The following is a 17,137-nucleotide window of genomic DNA, read 5'->3' as shown; positions in this document are numbered from 1 at the left end:
CGTCGGTCATGGTGCTTTCACTTCTATAGCATGTTGAGGCCTGTGGCCGACCGGCTTCTCATTCAGCGAGAAAATTTGCGAAATCTGCTCTCGGGCAGAGATTTCGCTTGCCCAATGTTCCGAGGCAAAACTGAATTGCCCGAGAACCCCAATGGGGGCCCCAGCGGGTAAACCAAGGAGCTTCTGGATGTCGCGATGGCGTGTCGGCGTGGATTCGGGCGGGACGTTCACCGACGTCTGTCTGTTCGACGAAGACAAAGGTCGTGTGGAGGTCTGGAAGGTCCCCTCGACCCCCGACGATCCCTCGCGCGGCATCGCCCAGGGTGTCGAGGAAGGCATGCGTCGCGTGGCCCCCGAGGCGGGCGACAAGCCAGCCGCGCCGGTCGCCTATTTCGGCCATGGCACGACGGTTGCGACCAACGCGCTGATCCAGCATCGCGGCGTCAAGACCGGCCTGGTCACCACCGACGGCTTTCGCGACCTGCTCGAGATCGGCCGCCAGAAGCGGCCCGACCTCTACGACATCCAAGCCGACAAGCCGCCGACCCTGGTGCCGCGCGATCTCAGGCTCGAGGTGCCCGAGCGCGTGCGCCACACTGGCGAGGTCGATACGCCGCTCGACGAGGTCAAGATGCGCGCGGCGGCGCAGGCCCTGGCGGCGGCCGGCGTCAAGGCGATCGCCGTCTCCTTCCTCTACGGCTTCATCCGGCCCGAGCACGAGAGGCGCGCGGTCGAGATCCTGCGCCAGGAGATGCCCGACGTATTCATCTCGGCGGGGCATGAGATCGCGCCGGAGTTCCGCGAGTTCGAGCGGCTCTCGACCGTGGTGCTGAACGCCTATCTCGGCCCGGTCATGAAGAGCTACATCGACCGGCTGAGCCCCAGGCTCGAAGCGCTTGGCATGACGACGACGCCGCACTTGACGCAGTCCAACGGCGGCGTCATCGGCTTCGCCACGGCGGCCCAGCTCCCGGTGCGCACGGTGCTGTCCGGTCCGTCGACCGGCGTGGTCGGCGCGCAGGCAATCGGCGCGCTGGCCGGCTTCGAGGATCTCATCACCTTCGACATGGGCGGCACCTCGACCGACGTCGCCCTGCTGCAGGGCGGGCGCTGCAAGCTCGCCAGCGAAGCCACGGTGCATGGCTATCCCGTCAAGGCGCCCATGCTCGACATCCACACCGTGGGCGCGGGCGGCGGCTCGATCGCCTACATCGACGCCGGCGGCCTCTTGAAGGTCGGCCCGCGCTCGTGCGGCGCCGATCCCGGTCCGGTGTGCTACGACCGCGGCAACAGCGAGCCGGCCACGACCGACGCCAACGTGGTGCTGCAGACCCTGAATCCCGAGTACCTGCTGGGCGGCCGCATGAAGATCCGCCAGGACCTCGCCCGGGAGGCCATCGGAATGCTGGCCGAGCGGCTCGGGCTCGGGCTGATGGAGACGGCCCAGGGCATCCTGTCGGTGGTGACCGCCAACATGGCGCGCGCCATTCGCGTCATCTCCGTCCAGCGCGGCCACGACCCGCGCGACTACACCCTGATGGCGTTCGGGGGCGCGGGACCGCTGCACGCCGCGCGGCTCGCCCGCGAGCTCGACATGAAGCGCGTCCTGGTGCCGCGCAATCCCGGAATCCTGTGCGCCATGGGGCTGCTGCTCACCGACCTGCGCGCGGACTTCGCCGCCACCCGGCTGATGCCGGCGACCGTGGCGTCGGCGGGCGACGTCGCCAACGCCTTCGAGTCGCTCGCCGCCCGGGCCGGACAGTGGTTCGAGCACGAGGCGATCGCGCCTGGCGACAGGCGGCTCAACCGCACCGCCGACATGCGCTATCACGGGCAGAACTACGAGCTCGCCGTCGCGCTGCCCGAAGGTCCGGTCACCGCCGCGACCATCGAGGCGCTGGCGGAAGGATTCGCTGAGGCCCATCGCCAGCGCTACGGCTTCGTCGCCGAGGGCGAGCCTGTGCAGATCGTCACCTTGCGACTCGAGGCGACCGGCGTGGTGCGCAAGGCCGAGCTCACCGCCCATCCCGAGGCAGGCCCGGATGCGTCGGCCGCCATCGTCGGCCGGCGCGCGGTGTGGCTGCCCGAGGCGCGCGACTTCGCGACCACGCCGATCTACAGCCGCGAGGCGCTCGCCGCCGGCAACCGTTTCGCCGGTCCCGCCATCGTCGAGCAGATGGACGCCACCACCGTGGTGCCGCCCGGCATGACGGTCCGCGTCGATGCCTACCTCAACCTGATCCTGGAGGCCGCATGAGCCAGCTGTGGGCGATCTCGGCCCGGCCCGCGGCCTGAGCGTCAAGCTCGCCACCAGCGAGCGTATCGACGGTGGCCTGAGCGGCGAGGAGCCGCTTCTCCTGCCGGTCGTCCACCGGCGATTCTCCCTGTCGGTCACGTTGTGCGATCGTGAGTAGTCATTCACGACTCATGGCCGCGAGCGCGCCACTTGGTTGGTGTGCCTCCGGTGGCGCTCATGCTCCTCCGGACCGCGGGCGAGACGCCCGCGGTCCGCATGAGCCCGCTCCCGGCAAGGGGGCTGCTCTACGCCGCCTGCGCGAGCTGGTTCGTCTCGATCAGCGCGCCTTGCGCGCGCAGTGTCCGGCGCACGTCGTCGATGTCGACCTTGCCCCGATCCGCAACGCTCGCCGCCGCGACGCCGGCGGCCTGGCCGGTGGCGAAGGCGGTGCCCATCACGCGCAGGCTGGCGCCGGCCATGCGATCGGCATCGGCGACGCGACCTGCGGCGAAGAGATTCGCGGTGTCCCGGCTCATCAGGCAGCGCAGCGGAATCTGGTACGCCGCCTTATCCGGCGGGTAGACGAAGGTGCTCTCGAAGGTCTTGCGATCGTGCCATTCCACGCCCCAGGCGCCGAGCCCGATGCTGTCGAGCATAGGCCGTCCCTCGACCACATCGCACCACGTCAGTTGATAGACCGCTTCGATGTGGCGCGCCTCGCGCGTCCCGAACTCCGGGCCCGTCGAGGCGAGATAGGCGTTCTCGCATCCGGGCAGGCCGCGAATGACCTCCAGGTATGCCCACGCCTGCTCGCGCCCCCGCCGTTCCGCGGCGCTATGGCTCAGCGAGTCGCGCGGATCGTAGTCTTCCGATGCCAGGTAGCAGACGAGGTCACCGGAGATCGGCAAGCGCGTCATCACGCTGCGCTCCTTGCTGAACGGCCCGCGCCCGGCGGCCCGCGCTGCCTGGACCGCCGCAGCCACCTGGTCGGCGGATACGACAATGTCCCGCGGAACGCCGCCGAAGCGGGTGGCGAGCGTGCCCAGGTTCACCGCGTTCTCGTTGCCATAGCGGGTCGCCGCGCAGGCGAGCGCCGCGAGATCGCCCTCGCCGCTCGCATCGACGAAGGCGCGCGCCCGGATGCGATGCTCGCCGCCATGGTCGCGCCAGGCGACGTCGGCGATCCGCTCCTCCGCTCGCGTGGCGCCGCTCGCGAAGGCATGCAGGCGCACATCGACGTCGGCCTCGGCACACAGCTGGTCGAGCACGCGTTTCACGGCTTCGGGATCGAACACCACGAACACGCCACGGTGCCGCTGCGGCCCGGTGACGGCGTCGAGGCGTCGCAAGCCCTGCAGCACCTCCTCGGCGATGCCGGCCACCGCCTGTCGCGGCACGTCACCCAGCGTGTAGAGGCCACAGTAAGTGAGGACATTGCGCAAGGTGGAGGCGCCACCCAGGCACCCCGCCTTCTCCAGCAGCACAGTCCGCGCGCCCGAGCGCGCCGCGGCGACGGCGGCGGCAACGCCGGCGCTGCCGCCGCCGACGACGGCGACATCGTAAGAGTCGGAAGTCATTGGCTCACCCTATCAAGGGCCAGTCGTACTTGGCACGCGGCTTGACCGGGGGGGTGGCAATGATCTGCAAGGCAGGCTGCGCGCCAAAATGAGCGGCCTCACTGCTTGAAGCAATTGTCTCGATGCCACTGCAGGAACCGAGGGTGGGGGCGGTCGATGGCACGTTGTGGAGGGTATGCGTGGCCGTTCTTGTTGATGAACGACCTCACGGCCTCCGGATCGTTGACCTGCCGCGAGACCAAGATTTCCAAGTCATCGGCCAGGCTGACAAGTCCGCGATCGAACATCCAATGTGCCGTGCCAGACAGCGCAATCCCGTTGCTGACGATGTCTGGACCGCCGGCTTCGACAGGTCGGATATGTGCCGCGGTGACCTCGGCACGTCCGCCGCCATTGATCAGCCTGAGACCACTGATCACGCAGCGCTCCTCGTAGGCGCGCAAGACAACCTGGCGAAACACCCGATCGCGAACGGCTCGCGATGTAAGGTAACTCACACGATCGCGATTGGTCTCGAACTCTAAGGGAACCTGCTCGTCTGGAAGACCCGGCGGCGCCTCGCTCACGCGCGGCAACAAGGAGGTGCCTTCATCCAGACCCAAGGAGACAATGCGATTGAAGTCACCCGGCATGAGAGGTCGAACCGCGGCCTGTGCGCGGCCAGAGAGTCGACCTTGCTCGTTCAGCACACCTCGCTCCAGGACGCCGCCGCCGGCGTCGGTGAATGGAACGGGATTGGCGAAATCGAGATAACTTCCTGGCTCGATCAGGGCGAAGTACATGCCGGAGGTTCGTAGTAGATGATCCAGTCGCCGATGCAGGATTGTGCACGGCGAAGATACTGACGAGGGAACTGATACCGCTCGGCGGGACTATCGTCGTAGATCGAGTCGGTACGGTGAACAAACACCCCATTTCCCATGTTGGAAGTATAGCGCTCCGCCTCGCTCCGGTATCAAGCGCAGTTGCGTTCGAATTGGTGCGGGCGCTGCGTCGGTTGGCGGCCGATCCTCCGCTCCGCAAAGCAACCAGGAATGCCTTGATGGGGTGGCCGCACCCGTCAAGCTCAGGCCGGCCGCTTCTCCAGCTTCTGCAGATAGGGCCCGACATCGGGCGCGAACGCCGGATGATCGGCGAGACGCCGGAAGTGCGAGCCGGCCCTGGGCCAAGCCTTCTCCCAAGCATCGGACAGGATCGGCGCAAGGCTACGCCTGTCGAGTGTCGGCCGGCGCAGGCGCTCGTTGGAGAACAGGCAGAGCTCGGCCACGAAACAGATGTCGGCCAGCGTCAGCTGCTCGCCCACTATGAAGCTGTGCTGCGGCGCCAGCGCCTGTTCGATGCCGGCGATGTAGACCCCGAATGCCTCGGCCGCGCGGGCGTGGACGTGGGCAGGAAAGTTCTCGTCGCCCAGGGCCAGCAGATAGTGCTGGGTGTCGCGCGCAAAAACCAGGCTGGCGTCGAGGAAGCTGTCGATGCGCGAGGCCTCGTAGGCGTGGCGGCCGTAGAGCGGCACGCGATCGGCGCCGAGCCGCGCCACGGTGCGCATGATGCTGTTGGATTCGAAGATGCCGATGAGGCCGTCGGGACTGAAGGCGGCTGGCACGGTGCCAAATGGATGGGCCGCCAGGAAGGCGTCGGTCTTGATCAGCTCGCCGCCCTTGAAACCCACCTTGCCGACACGCACCGAGGCGGCGAGTGCCTCGCGCTCGCCGTGCGACAAGGGCCGCGCCTCGAAGTCCCACAGCCAATCCCTAAGCTCGCGCGGCCGGGCGCCGCGCACCTCGACCTCGACGCCATTGAGACGGGCGGCGATCGTGGCCTTCCAGATCCGCGGGTTGGGCAGATAGGAGAAGATGCGCAGCTGGGCCATGGCTCGCTGCTCCTCACCACTTCTCGCCGAACGGCCGGATTTCGACGTTGAAGGACCAGGCGCTGCGATCCTGCTGCACGAGGTGCAGAACCTCGCCGGCGATGGCGGCGGGCTTGATGAAGAAGCTGTCGGGCGCCTCGGCGTAGCGCTTGCGCGCCCACGGCACGTCGATAACCGCATCGATCACGACATAGGCGACGTGCACGCCCTTCGGGCCGAGCTCGCGCGCCATCGCCTCGGCGAGGATGCGCTGCGCCGCCTTGGTCGGCGCGAAGCCGGCGAAGTTGGCGCGGCCGCGCAGCGCCGAGGTGTTGCCGGTGACGATGATCGCGCCGGATCCGGCCTCGATCATTGCCGGCGCAAGGCGGCGCGCCAGGTGGAGCAGCGCCATGGTGTTGACCTGGAAGTTCGCGGCCAGGACCTTGGGATCGATATCGAGAAAGCTGCCGAAGGCGCCGCCCACCGCGTTGTGCACCAGCACGGCGGGCGTGCCGAGATCCCGCCGTACGGCGGCGAGCACCGTGTCGAGCTGCGCCTCGTCCGTCACGTCGCAGGGATAGGCCCTGGCGTGCTCGATCTCCTTCTCGAAGGCGGCGAGCCGCTCGCGGTTGCGCGCCAGCATGGCGACGGCGTAGCCGTCGGCAGCAAGGTGACGGGCGATCGCGCTTCCCGTGCCGGGGCCGACCCCGGTGACGACGGCAACAGGACGGGTCATGCACGCTCTCCACGATCACGAAGCGGATCGCGGCATGGTCCATGTCGAAACAAAACGGATCAAGCGGCAAAAGCTCATGGTGGCGTGAGAATGACTGGCAAGCGTGGATCCAGACCGTTCTGTTCATGCGCTGGGAGCGCGCCAGTCGAGGCGGAGTAACCTCCGCCGTCGATGGCGCATTCCTTGTCGATCAAACGCCCATGAGCGCCATCGGAGTGGCGCGCTCCCAGCGCATGAGGCGCTCTACCGCTAAAGTCGGTGCCCATGGGGGCACCTCCCCCCGATGACGACCCGATGACAGGGGAGACACCCAGCACGCCCGACGCGCACCACGATGCTGTGAAGATCGGGGCGGTACCCGCCCCGATCTCAATAAGAGGATTGGAGAGTTGCCGGCTCCTGGCCACCGCCGTCAGCGGCCGCCGGCCAGCCGCCTTGCGTTCTCAAGCTGGCGCTGCGACTTGGGAAAGGTGTCCTGCGCGTAGCGCCGCAGCGGGCCGCTCTTGCCGTTCTGGGAGTAGGCGCCGACCTGTGCTTCGGAATCGATCTGCACCGAGAGCTGGGCGTTGGCGTAGGCCGTATCGAAGGCCGGGCCCTGCAGCGCGTTGAGCTGCTGAAGCAGATTGGCGGTCTTGGGACCCATGGCGCCGTCGGGCGCGTAGGACACGCCGGCTTCCTGCCGCGACTTGCTCAACCGCTGCGCGGCGTCCGTCGCCTCGGCGATCGACCGGGTGGCATAGCCGCGGACACTCTCGTTGGCCGACCGGGCGAGCGCCAGCTGGCCGGAAGCGATGTCGAAATCGTTCACCGCCTGGCAGAAGCCCACGAAGCGCGCATCCGGCAAGGCGTCGACCGCGAGCGCCGTGGATACGAGAACCCCGGACACAGGGGCCAGCGTTGCGGCGGGAACGGCAAGCAGGACGGTACGACGGTCGAGAAGGCGCATGATCATCCCCCATTTTAGGTCCACAGGCTCGCAGCCGAGCATGGTTCGGCGGCTGCCATGCCTCAACGCGGAGAGCGCCAAGACGTTCCCGATCGCCCTGGCCCCACGGGTAGGTTGTATCGAGGATGGGCAGGAATCCGCTGACGGCCCTCACTGATCCGGCTTAAAGCCCGACTCGCGAATGACCGGCCCCCAGAGATCGAGGTCGGCGCGCTGGATGCGGCCCAGCTCGGCCGGCGTCGTGCCGGTCGGACGCAGTCCGAGGACCCGCATGCGGTCGACCACCGCTTGTGTGCGGGACGCCGCCACGATCGCCTCGCTGAGCTGGTTCACGATGCCGTCGGGGGTGCGGGTCGGGGCGAAGATGCCATACCAACCGGTGCCCTCGATGGCGTAGCCCGCCTCGCCGAAGGTCGGGATGCCGGTCAGCACGACCGAGCGCTCGCGGCCCGACGTCGCGAGGACGCGCAGCCGGCCGGCCTTGTGCAGCTCGACCAGATCGGGCGTCGAGGTGAAGAACAGCGGCAGGTGCCCGCCGGTGAGGTCGGCCAGCGCCGGCGCATTGCCCTTGTACGGGACATGGCGCATCTCGAGGCCGGCGGCGCGGCCGAACATCAGCGCGAAGAAGTGCGGCAGCGATCCCGCGGCCGGCGTGCCGTAGCTCGCCTTGTCGGAGTTGGCCTTCAGCCAGGCGACCAGCTCGGATACCGTCTTTGCCGGCACCGCCGGCCCGACCGCAAGTCCGAGGTCGAACGTCGCGATCTGCGTCACCGGGCGGAAGTCGGCGACGGCGTCGTAGCCGAGATCGGGATAGACGTGCGGAAAGACGCTCATCGGCGCAATCGGCACGAACAGCAGCACGCTGCCGTCGGGCGGCGCCACCTTGACGGACTGGACGCCGACGCGGCCGGCGGCGCCCGGCTTGTTCTCGACGATGACAGGCCGCCCCAGGCTGGTGCGCAGCGGCTCTGCCATCAACCGGATCAACGAATCGCCGCCGCTGCCCGCGGCATATGGCATGACGAAGCGCAGCGGCTTGTCGCCGGCAGGTGCGGGCGCGGTCTGGGCATCGGCGCGCGGGCCAGGGGCCAGCGCCGAGACGAGAATGACGAGGGCAACGGCCAGGCGCACGGATCGGGTCCTTTCGGGTGGACGGGGTTTCTCGAAAGCCGGCGATCGATCGCGGGAGGATCGTGGAGTCGACAGGGCCATAAGGGAAGCCGCGGAATCATGATATCCATATAAGCAAATTCTGGAGGCGACCCGCATGCCCCTGGACGATCGGCTCGGCCGGCGGATCAAGCTGCACAACCTGCGCGTCCTGCGCGAGACCATCGCGACCGGCAGCATGGCCAAGGCGGCGCGCCGGCTCGCCATGACCCAACCCGCGGTATCCTACGCCATCAAGGAGATGGAACAGGTGCTTGGCGTCGCCCTGCTCCACCGCAGCCCGCAAGGGGTATCGCCGACGGTGTTCGGCGAATCGCTGGCCGAGCGCAGCATCGCCATCTTCAACGAGTTGCGGCAGGGCATCGACGACATCGCCTTTCTCGCCGACCCGACGGCCGGCGAGCTTAGGATCGGCGCGACGCCGCCGATGTCGGCGGTGGCCGGCGCCGCCATCGACCGGCTGATCCGACGCCATCCGCGCATGGTGTTCGATCTCATCGTCGAGCCGACCGAGATTCTGATGATCGAGCTGCAGCGGCGCGGCATCGAGCTCGTGATCAGCCGCATGGCCGAACCAATCGCGCCCAAGGGCACAATGGCGGAAATCCTGTTCCACGACCGGCTGGCGGTGATCGCCGGCAGACGAAGCCGGTGGGCGCGCAAGCGGCAACGCCTGCAGCTCGGCGACGTCGTGGCGGGCCCGTGGGTGCTGCCCCCGCCCGAGGGCTTTCTCGGGCCGATGATCCGCGCCGCCTTCGAATCGCAGGGCCTCGGCGTGCCGCGCGCCTCGGTCACCACGGCGTCGACCTACACGCTGGCGAGCCTCGCCGCCCTGGGATCGTTCCTGACGATACATCCCGAGACCATGCTGCGCGTGCCGACCGAGCATCCGCTGCTGACGGCCCTGCCGATCGCGCTCAGCGGTGTCACCAACCCGATCGGCCTGATCCGGCTGAAGGATCGCACGCCCAGCCCGGCGGCAGGCCTGTTCGCCCAGGAGCTTCGCGCCGTGGTCAAGGCGGCCGGGCTGGGGCGCGGACGGGTGCCGACGCGCTGATTCCGGCGGTTCCGCACCGGCCGCTGCGGAGGTTGCCAAGACCCCGGCAGGTGGGCATTTTCCGGCCCAATCGAGACCGCACCAACCACCCTGAAGGCAAGCGCCATGAAACCGACCACCGTGCTCATCGACCGGCATCCCGGCCGCTCCTCCCAGACCATCGGGGTGGCGCGCGCGCTCGGCACGGATCCGGACCTGATCCACGAGCCGTCGGTCGGCGTCGTCGGCACCAAGGGCGACAGCCAGTGCTATCTCGGCGTCATGGCCAAGGTCGATGCGATCCATGCCGAGCTTAGGAACCGGATCGGCAAGGGCTCCAACCAGCTGAAGCTGCGGCTGGTCCAGCCCGAGTACACGGTCGCCGTCTCCGACGGCATCCGCAACGGCACGCGCGAGATGCGCTATTCGCTGATCGGCCGCGAGATCACCAACGACTCGCTGTGCGAGCATCTCAACGGCACCGGGCTCGCCGGCACGATCGCGGTGGTCGCCTGCGACAAGCCGCCGGTCGGCACGCTGGCCGCGCTGCTCGAGCACAATCGGCCGGCGATCATCATGTCGGACGGCCCGATCCATCCGGGCACGGATCCCAGGACCGGCGAGACGATCGACCTGGTCAGCGCCTACCAGGTCGCCGGCCATCCCGACGCCGAGTACCGCCAGCACATCGCCTGCCATGCCTGCCCCGGCATCGGCAGCTGCGGCGGCATGTTCACCTACAACACCATGCAGACCTTCATCGGCGTGCTCGGCATGGAGCCCCTGCACATGGTGGCGCCGCCGTCCGACGATCCGCGCCGCGTCAACGAGTTCGCCAGCGAGCTGGTCGGGCTGCTCGCCAACCTGATCGAGAAGGACCTGAAGCCGCGCGACATCGTGGTGCGCGATTCGCTCCGCAACGCGGTGATCGTCGCCATGGCGATCGGCGGCTCGACCAACGTGACCCTGCACGCGCCGGAGATCGCGCGCGCCGCGGGCTACGCCGACTTCTGGAAGGACATCATGACGCCGGAGGAGTTCAACTACCTCTCGCAGCATGTCGTGCCTGTGCTGACCGACGCGCGGCCCTACGGCAAGTACTCCATGGTCGACATCGACGATATCGGCGGCGTGCAGGTGATCGTGCGCGAGCTGCTCGATGCCGGACTGCTGAACGGCGACGTGCTGACCTGCACCGGCGAGACGCTCGCGGCCCAGGTCCAGCGGCTGGGCGCCAGGCGGGCCGACGGCAAGGTCGTCTACCCGGTCGAGAAGCCCTACAAGCCGACCGGCGGCCTGCGCGTGCTGGGCGGCAACCTGTCGCCCGACTTCTCCGCCATCCTGAAGCTCGCCGGCGTCGAGGGCGGCCTCGAGAACAACGTGTTCCGCGGCAAGGCGCGCCTGTTCGAGGGCGAGCAGAGCCTGCTCGAGGCGCTCGACAAGACGCCCGAGAGTTTCCAGAACCACGACATGATCATCGTCCGCTACGAGGGCCCGAGCGGCGCGCCGGGCATGCCCGAGATGCTCGACCCGACCTCGCGCATCACCGCCCTGTGCCGCGAGCGCGGCATCGTCGTCGGGCTGATGACGGACGCGCGCTTCTCGGGCGGCTCGGTCGGCCTGGTGATCGGTCATGTCGGCCCCGAGGCGGCGCTGGGCGGCCCGATCGCGCTGATCGAGGAAGGCGACGAGATCGTGGCCGACCTCAACACCAACGTGCTCACCTGCACGGCGCTCACCGATCCCGCGGTCGCCGCGAAGCGCAAGGCGGCGTGGGACAAGGTGGTCGCCGGTAATGGCGGACTCCATCCCAATTGCGGCGTGGCCGACACCCGCCTGCTGCATCGCGCCCGCGCCACGGCGGTGCCGGCGACCCGCGGCGCCGGCCTCCATCCCAACCGCGAGGTCTGGGTGCGCAACCCGCGCAAGGCCGACCGGTCGGCCTTCGTGCTGCGCAACAGGCACCGGCCCGACAAGAACAAGGTGTTCTGAGCGTCATCGACTTCCGGACCGCGGGCGAGATACCCTGAGCCAGTCGAAGGGTCTCGCCCCATGCGCGAACAGGCGGCGGTGCGCGTTGGAAGAGGACTGGCCACGTGGCGTCCCTTCCGCATCCATCGACTACTTGAGCAGCGCGTTCGGCCGCGTCGTGAAGGCGACGAAGCGGGCGATCGACCATCGCCCGTCGGGCTGGCGGCGGAAGATGTCCATGCCTTCCTCCGTCGTCGTGTCCCGAGCGCCGGCCAACTCCGTGGTGAGCGTCCAGGTCAGGCGGACGATCGCGAGGTCGCCGGAAACGACGATCTCGTGAATGTCGGGCATAGCGTACTGGAGCCGGATGTCGGACTGGCCCAGCACCTTGTTGAGGCTGGCACACATCGTCTCGTGCGTGCCGCGCGGCACCTCTGGGATCGAATAGAGCAGATCCGGCGCGAAGAGATCGCAAACGCCGGCGAGGTTCCTGGTGTTGAAATCATTCGTCCAGCGCTGCAGACGCTGGCGGATCGCCACCTCGTCGGCCGCCGGGTCGGCGCAGGCAGGCATCGCAGCGACCAAGGCGATGGCGATCGTGACAAGGATTGCAGGACGGCGGCGGCGCATTTGATGCTCCACTCTGCGGCAAGGAAGCAAGGCGCTCAACCCGCGGTCCCGGCTGGGCAACGAATTCCCGAAAGCCTGCATCGACGCGCCGGGCGTCGATCGCGGGGCCTGCACGCCGTCATCGGCGACGCGGCGCCGGAATTCTTCCCCGAGGCGCTCTCCGTCCAGCACCCTTGATCTGCGTCAACCTTGGGCAAGACGGCAGCCTGTACAAAAGCACGCATGTGCAACTGGCAACCGATCGACAGTGCCCCGTGGGGTCGCGATCTCCAGCTCAGCGTCATCGAGGACGGGGTGCATGCCCTCGTTTTCCGTTGCCGGCGGTCCGGCTCGGGCTGGGTCAGCGACACCGGCAAGCCGGTCGATGTCCATCCCTCCCATTGGCGGGATTGGGCCGAGAGCGAGAAGCCGTGCGCTGGCGATCCTGGCGGCAGGGGACAGTGATGAAGTATCCAGCCTTTCTGTCGACGCTCCTGCTGGCTGCCGCCATCGCGCTGCCGCTCCAGGCGCAGCAGGCGGGCGACCCGCGCCAAGGCCTCTCCCTGGCGCGCCAGGTCTGCTACGAGTGCCACGCGATCCACCCTCAGCAGCCGATGTCGCCCGACCACCGCGCGCCGACCTTTCCGCAGCTTGCCGCGACGCCGGGCATGACGACGGCCGCTTTGACCGTCGCCCTGACGACACCGCATTTCGGCATGCCGATGTTCCGGCTGTCGTCCGAGCAGCGTGAGGACATCATCGCCTACATCCTCTCCCTGCGCGGCACCGACACGACGCCCGACAAGTGAGGCTATCGGGGCACCTCTCCAGCGAAGCTGCTACGTCGGGCGGCGCTCAAAGGTCGGAATGCCCTCGGGAATCATGTGGAAGGGCTGCTTGTCGATGGTGAAGATCGCCAGGGCGGGAGCGTCGTAGACCTTCGGATCGTCGAGGGTGCCGACCTTGACCACGACCACGGGGCGCGGCGGGCGTGTCGCGAGGTGGGTGCCGCAGTTGGGGCAGAACTCGCGCGTGACCGGCGTCGCGAGGTCGCTGCGCTTGAACTGCTTGACCTCTCCCTTGGTGTAGCGGAAGGCGTCCTGTGGCACGACCATGAACATGTTGGGCGCGCCGCCGGTGATGTACTGGCATTCACGGCAGTGGCACTGCGCCTTCAACATCGGCTCGCCGTCGACGGCATAGCGCACGGCACCGCAATAGCATCCACCTTCTGCCTTCATCGTCGTCCTCCCCGTCCGGTGTCGGGCGAGTATCGGCAATCCATCGGATTCGATCAACGTCGGGTCACCGTTCCACTCATGAGCAGCAGACGTCCGGCGCCGCCCGAGGAGTCATGGTCTTTCGGACCGCGGGCGTCTGCTCTGAGCTTGCCGAAGGGTACCGGCCGCTCAAGCTCATGATCCATGAGCGGGCGGGACGCCCGCGGTCCGGATGACCATGACTCCTCGATCGACGCTCACACCGTGCGGAAGCCGCCATCGGCCATGATGATGCAGCCGGTGACGTAAGAAGACATGTCGGAGGCGAGGAAGACGGCGGGTCCGGCGATGTCCTCGGGCTTGCCTGCACGATTGAGCGGCGTATGGCGCATGACGTTGGCGACCATGTCGGGATTCTTCGCCCGCGCCTCGGCATTGATCCTGGTCTCGATCAGCCCCGGCCCGATGGCGTTGACGCGCACGCCGTCCTTGCCGAGCTCCGCCGCCAAAGCGCGCGTGAAGCCCAGCACGCCATGCTTGGAGGTCGTGTAGGCGGCCGAGTTCGGCCAGCTCACATGCACGAACGACTGGATCGAGCCGATATTGACGATCCGTCCCCTGGTCGCGCGCAGCTGGTCGAGAAAGGCGTGGGTGACGTTGAACACGCCGTCGAGATTGATCGACAGGATGTCCTCCCAGTCCTTGGCCACTGCGGCCGCGTCTCCGGTGATCGGGTTGCGCCGGTTGATGCCGGCATTGTTGACCAGGATGGAGATGTTGCCGTCCCGGGCGATCGTCGCGGCGATGTCGCGGCAGGCCTGCCGGTCGGTCACGTCGAGTCGCACGGCCGACGCCTTGCCGCCTGCCGCCTTGATCAGCCCTACCGTCTCGTGCGCGCCATCGAGATTGACGTCGAGCACGACGACGCGCGCGCCTTCGCGGGCATAGGCCTGGCAGATGCCCTGCCCGATGCCCGATCCGCCGCCGGTCACCGCGGCGATGTGTCCTTCAAGTAGTCCGGCCATTGGCTCCTCCTGTCCTCGCCGGACGATAGGCCAGGCGCCGCCAACTCTGTAGTCTGCCGCCGAGACATGCCCGACCACGCCTCCCCCCGATGCGGAAGTCGCTGACGCGCGCCGCGGCCCGGCTGCCGCTGCTGCTCGCGGTGGTGGCGGCGGTGGCCTTCCTGGCGTTCGGCGGCACGCGCTACATCTCGCTCGCCACGCTGGCCGAGAATGCTCGGTGGCTGCGCCAGACAGCGGACGATTGGGGCATGGCGGCGCCGCTCCTGTTCATCGCCGCCAATGCGGCGCTCCTGATGCTGCTGGTCTTTCCGGCATGGTTCTGCGCGATCGTGGGCGGCCTGCTGTTCGGCCGCTGGCTCGGCCTTGCCTGCGCGCTGGTCGGCACGACGCTCGGCGCCTCGGGTGTCTTCCTCATCGCGCGCGCCGGGCTCGACGGCCTTGCCGAGCGTGCCGGACCGCGCGCCGCGCGGATCGCCGAGGGCTTTCGCAACAATGCGCTGAGCTATCTCGTCTTCCTGCGCCTCGTGCCGTTGATCCCCTTCACGGTCGTCAACGTCGCCGCAGCCGTGGCGCGCCTGAAGCTCCGGACCTTGATGTTCGGCACGTTGATCGGGATCGTGCCGAGCGCGCTCATCTACGCAAGCCTCGGCGATCTCCTGATGGATCTGGCGCGGCGGGGCCAGCTTCCCGATTCGAACCTGCTGTACGAGCCGCGCTTCCTGTTGCCGCTGCTCGGCCTTGCCGTTCTGGCGTTGCTGCCGATCGCAGCCGAGCGCTGGCGTCGCCGGCGCTGAGCGCCAAGGGTGCGCCCGGAAATCCGGGCGCACCCCTGTTCGCGCTCTCGCCTACCGCGAGGCCACCTTCAGGTGCGCCAGCACCGCGTCGATCACCGCCTTGGCATCGCCGAGGTTGGTCATGGTGAAGCTGTAGTTCCCCACCTCGATCCGGCCCTCGCGGCCGCGGTAAAGCTTCTGCAGCATCTCCTTGCTGCAGCCGTCGACCTCGAGGATGCCCCGGTCGTCGGCGACCGCGGTGCCCTTGTAGACCTCGCCGTCGATCGTCACCGACATCTCGGCCCGCTGGCCAGCCCTGAGCCGCCATTCGGGGTGCATCAGCATCAGCCCGAACTTGCCTTCCGGGTGGGCCACGATGGCGAACTTCGAGCCGTTCGCGAACTCGTCGATGATCATCGCCCTTTCGCCGACCAGCACGGCGCTCCAGCTGCCGCGCCTGGCGACCAGCTTGGACTGGGTCGAGGCCGGAGTCGGAGCCGGCCGGACGCTCGGGCCGGTGGAGGTCCGGCATTCGCCGAAGTAGCAGACCTGACCGGGCGCCGCCGAGGCCGGGGTGGCAATTCCGGCCGCCGCGCCGGCCAGACCGAAGGCGAACAGGGCGGAAACCGCCGCGCGAGACAGCTTGATCATGGAATTCTCCGTCAGAGGCGGCAGCCGCACCGCGCGGCGCCGCATACCCCTCCGACGGTCGGGGTCCCGAGGATTGACAGGCAGGGGTGGAAGATTTCTTGCGGGCAGCAGACCGCGTGCTCGCCTCCCCCGCAATCGGGGGGTGCCCCGTCATTGTGCAACCGGATAGATCGCTGACACTTTGGACCGGATACATGGTTGACACTCAATCATGTGGTTTGGCTCGGCTGATGGTGTCGAAGCGAGCCCCGGTTCGTACACCTTCGGGGGGTACCTCCCCCGTAAGACGAGGATTAGAGATGTGTCGCGCTAGGCCGGCGCCGAGGCACCGGCGCCCTGGATCGACTGCAGGATGCGATGGCAGCCGCCGCGGGCATGCAGCCGTTCGGCCTGGTCGTTGCCGGCGGCGGCGAACCTGGCGAGGATGCGGCACACCTTCACGCGCGCCCACGCCCGCATCCGGTAGGCGTTCTGGCCGAACTTTTCACGCAGCTCGTTGGGCTCCCATTCGGCCAGCAACAGCACGACGACATGCCGGTACTTGTCGTCGAATTCCTTCAACAGAGCGCGCACGAGCTGACGCGCGTCGAGCGTCTCGATCATCATGTTCTCGAGGTGATTGGCCGCCTCGTCGGCGGTTGGACGGCCGCCCCCGGCGTGGCGCCTGCCACCAACCGATCCACCGTCGCTCTCGGCATCGTCGGTGTGGTCGGGCTCGTCCCGCTCAAAACTGCCTGAGCCCTCGACGCCGCCATCGTCGTCATCGCTCGTCCGGCGTGCGGCACCCGAGCTGCCCATCGCCAGAAAATCCTCGTCGAGCTCGACCATCTTCACGACGTCGCTGCGACGCAGGACGGTGATCAGCTCGTTGCGGATCACCTGGTGCAGCAGCGCCTCGGGCGTGTTCACCACCTTGCCGGCATAGGTCTTGAGCGTCTTGTAGAAGGCGGTCTGCACGGCATCGGCGACCTCGGCAGGCGGCAGCCGGTAACGCCGGCCTGTACAGGGAGACCACCCGCTCGAACGGGGCCCTCTCGGCGAGCTTCGCGAGCGCGGTGTCCAGGGTCCGGTCGGACCGACTCATCCGTAATCCTCCTCGGCCGCTCGCGTTGGGGCGAATCGGAGCATGGCGGCCGGCCGCCTGTCAATTTTCCGGCCCTGAATCGTCAGGACGGCAGGGGCCCAGCGCCTCGGGGGCTCAGCGCCTCGGGGGCTCAGCGCCTCGTGTCCTCATCTCACGCCAAGAGGCATCGCGATGCATCGTTCATGGAATCGGTTCAGCCGTTGGGCGGACAGGCGCCTGCCTGGGTTCCCGCTTCTCGCCTTCCTCGTCCTGAT

General features: G+C 68.2%; 17 protein-coding genes and 1 pseudogene. 7 read left to right on the top strand and 11 right to left on the bottom strand.

The annotated features are described in order from the left end of the window. The first annotated feature begins 187 nt into the window (after positions 1–187). Positions 188–2,257, top strand: coding sequence for a hydantoinase/oxoprolinase family protein (locus AB7O82_RS20485; RefSeq protein WP_428549218.1), 2,070 nt, complete (start codon positions 188–190; stop codon positions 2,255–2,257). Between the two features lie 7 nt (positions 2,258–2,264). Further along, positions 2,265–2,414: a hypothetical protein gene (locus AB7O82_RS20480; RefSeq protein ID WP_428549216.1), complete on the top strand. Its 150-nt coding sequence runs from the start codon at positions 2,265–2,267 to the stop codon at positions 2,412–2,414. 127 nt (positions 2,415–2,541) lie between these two features. Here AB7O82_RS20480 and AB7O82_RS20475 read toward each other — a convergent pair whose 3' ends face one another. The 6 genes and pseudogenes from AB7O82_RS20475 to AB7O82_RS20450 all read right to left on the bottom strand — a co-directional run bounded on the left by AB7O82_RS20475 (position 2,542) and on the right by AB7O82_RS20450 (position 8,475). Continuing rightward, positions 2,542–3,813 carry an FAD-dependent oxidoreductase gene (locus AB7O82_RS20475; RefSeq protein ID WP_428620034.1) on the bottom strand — a complete coding sequence of 424 codons (1,272 nt, stop codon included), beginning with the start codon at positions 3,811–3,813 and terminating at the stop codon, positions 2,542–2,544. Between the two features lie 98 nt (positions 3,814–3,911). Then, positions 3,912–4,735, bottom strand: a pseudogene (locus tag AB7O82_RS20470) (HNH endonuclease). 144 nt (positions 4,736–4,879) lie between these two features. Continuing rightward, the gene (locus AB7O82_RS20465; protein ID WP_428550780.1) at positions 4,880–5,683 is read right to left on the bottom strand and encodes a glutathione S-transferase family protein; all 804 of its coding nucleotides are present in this window, start codon (positions 5,681–5,683) and stop codon (positions 4,880–4,882) included. Between the two features lie 13 nt (positions 5,684–5,696). After that, positions 5,697–6,398: an SDR family NAD(P)-dependent oxidoreductase gene (locus AB7O82_RS20460; RefSeq protein WP_428620032.1), complete on the bottom strand. Its 702-nt coding sequence runs from the start codon at positions 6,396–6,398 to the stop codon at positions 5,697–5,699. 412 nt (positions 6,399–6,810) lie between these two features. Then, positions 6,811–7,344, bottom strand: coding sequence for a DUF4142 domain-containing protein (locus AB7O82_RS20455; protein ID WP_428550775.1), 534 nt, complete (start codon positions 7,342–7,344; stop codon positions 6,811–6,813). A 150-nt stretch (positions 7,345–7,494) separates the two neighbouring features. Next, a complete protein-coding gene (locus tag AB7O82_RS20450; RefSeq protein ID WP_428550772.1) occupies positions 7,495–8,475 on the bottom strand; it encodes a Bug family tripartite tricarboxylate transporter substrate binding protein in 981 nt (326 codons plus the stop codon). Between the two features lie 136 nt (positions 8,476–8,611). Between AB7O82_RS20450 and AB7O82_RS20445 the strand changes: the two genes are divergently transcribed. Together AB7O82_RS20445 and AB7O82_RS20440 are read left to right on the top strand one after the other, a co-directional pair. Next, a complete protein-coding gene (locus tag AB7O82_RS20445) occupies positions 8,612–9,571 on the top strand; it encodes a LysR family transcriptional regulator (protein WP_428620031.1) in 960 nt (319 codons plus the stop codon). A 105-nt stretch (positions 9,572–9,676) separates the two neighbouring features. Then, complete coding sequence (locus tag AB7O82_RS20440) at positions 9,677–11,542, top strand: dihydroxy-acid dehydratase (protein WP_428550768.1); 1,866 nt, start codon at positions 9,677–9,679, stop codon at positions 11,540–11,542. A gap of 129 nt (positions 11,543–11,671) precedes the next feature. Here the strand turns inward: AB7O82_RS20440 and AB7O82_RS20435 are convergent, their stop codons facing one another. After that, positions 11,672–12,151: a YybH family protein gene (locus tag AB7O82_RS20435; RefSeq protein ID WP_428550765.1), complete on the bottom strand. Its 480-nt coding sequence runs from the start codon at positions 12,149–12,151 to the stop codon at positions 11,672–11,674. Between the two features lie 222 nt (positions 12,152–12,373). On the opposite strand from AB7O82_RS20435, the gene AB7O82_RS20430 reads away from it, so the two are divergent. Both AB7O82_RS20430 and AB7O82_RS20425 read left to right on the top strand, forming a co-directional pair. Further along, complete coding sequence (locus tag AB7O82_RS20430; protein ID WP_428550762.1) at positions 12,374–12,595, top strand: hypothetical protein; 222 nt, start codon at positions 12,374–12,376, stop codon at positions 12,593–12,595. Further along, positions 12,595–12,939, top strand: a complete 345-nt coding sequence (locus AB7O82_RS20425) for a c-type cytochrome (RefSeq protein WP_428550759.1) — start codon at positions 12,595–12,597, stop codon at positions 12,937–12,939. Before AB7O82_RS20430 ends, AB7O82_RS20425 begins: the two co-directional genes overlap by 1 nt. Before the next feature lie 30 nt (positions 12,940–12,969). Here the strand turns inward: AB7O82_RS20425 and AB7O82_RS20420 are convergent, their stop codons facing one another. Next, a complete protein-coding gene (locus tag AB7O82_RS20420; protein WP_428550756.1) occupies positions 12,970–13,371 on the bottom strand; it encodes a GFA family protein in 402 nt (133 codons plus the stop codon). 236 nt (positions 13,372–13,607) lie between these two features. After that, positions 13,608–14,375 carry an SDR family NAD(P)-dependent oxidoreductase gene (locus AB7O82_RS20415; protein WP_428550754.1) on the bottom strand — a complete coding sequence of 256 codons (768 nt, stop codon included), beginning with the start codon at positions 14,373–14,375 and terminating at the stop codon, positions 13,608–13,610. Between the two features lie 89 nt (positions 14,376–14,464). Here AB7O82_RS20415 and AB7O82_RS20410 point away from each other — a divergent pair, with 89 nt between their 5' ends. After that, a complete protein-coding gene (locus AB7O82_RS20410; RefSeq protein WP_428550751.1) occupies positions 14,465–15,169 on the top strand; it encodes a TVP38/TMEM64 family protein in 705 nt (234 codons plus the stop codon). A gap of 51 nt (positions 15,170–15,220) precedes the next feature. Here AB7O82_RS20410 and AB7O82_RS20405 read toward each other — a convergent pair whose 3' ends face one another. Then, a complete protein-coding gene (locus AB7O82_RS20405; RefSeq protein ID WP_428550749.1) occupies positions 15,221–15,799 on the bottom strand; it encodes a hypothetical protein in 579 nt (192 codons plus the stop codon). 309 nt (positions 15,800–16,108) lie between these two features. After that, a complete protein-coding gene (locus AB7O82_RS20400; protein WP_428620029.1) occupies positions 16,109–16,756 on the bottom strand; it encodes a hypothetical protein in 648 nt (215 codons plus the stop codon). Positions 16,757–17,137: the final 381 nt, after the last annotated feature.

Origin of the sequence: Reyranella sp. (assembly GCF_050185545.1) — a bacterium.
Lineage (GTDB): Bacteria > Pseudomonadota > Alphaproteobacteria > Reyranellales > Reyranellaceae > Reyranella.
The sequence above is the reverse complement of the archived record's forward strand: the minus strand, read 5'-3'. Positions and strand labels throughout refer to the sequence as shown.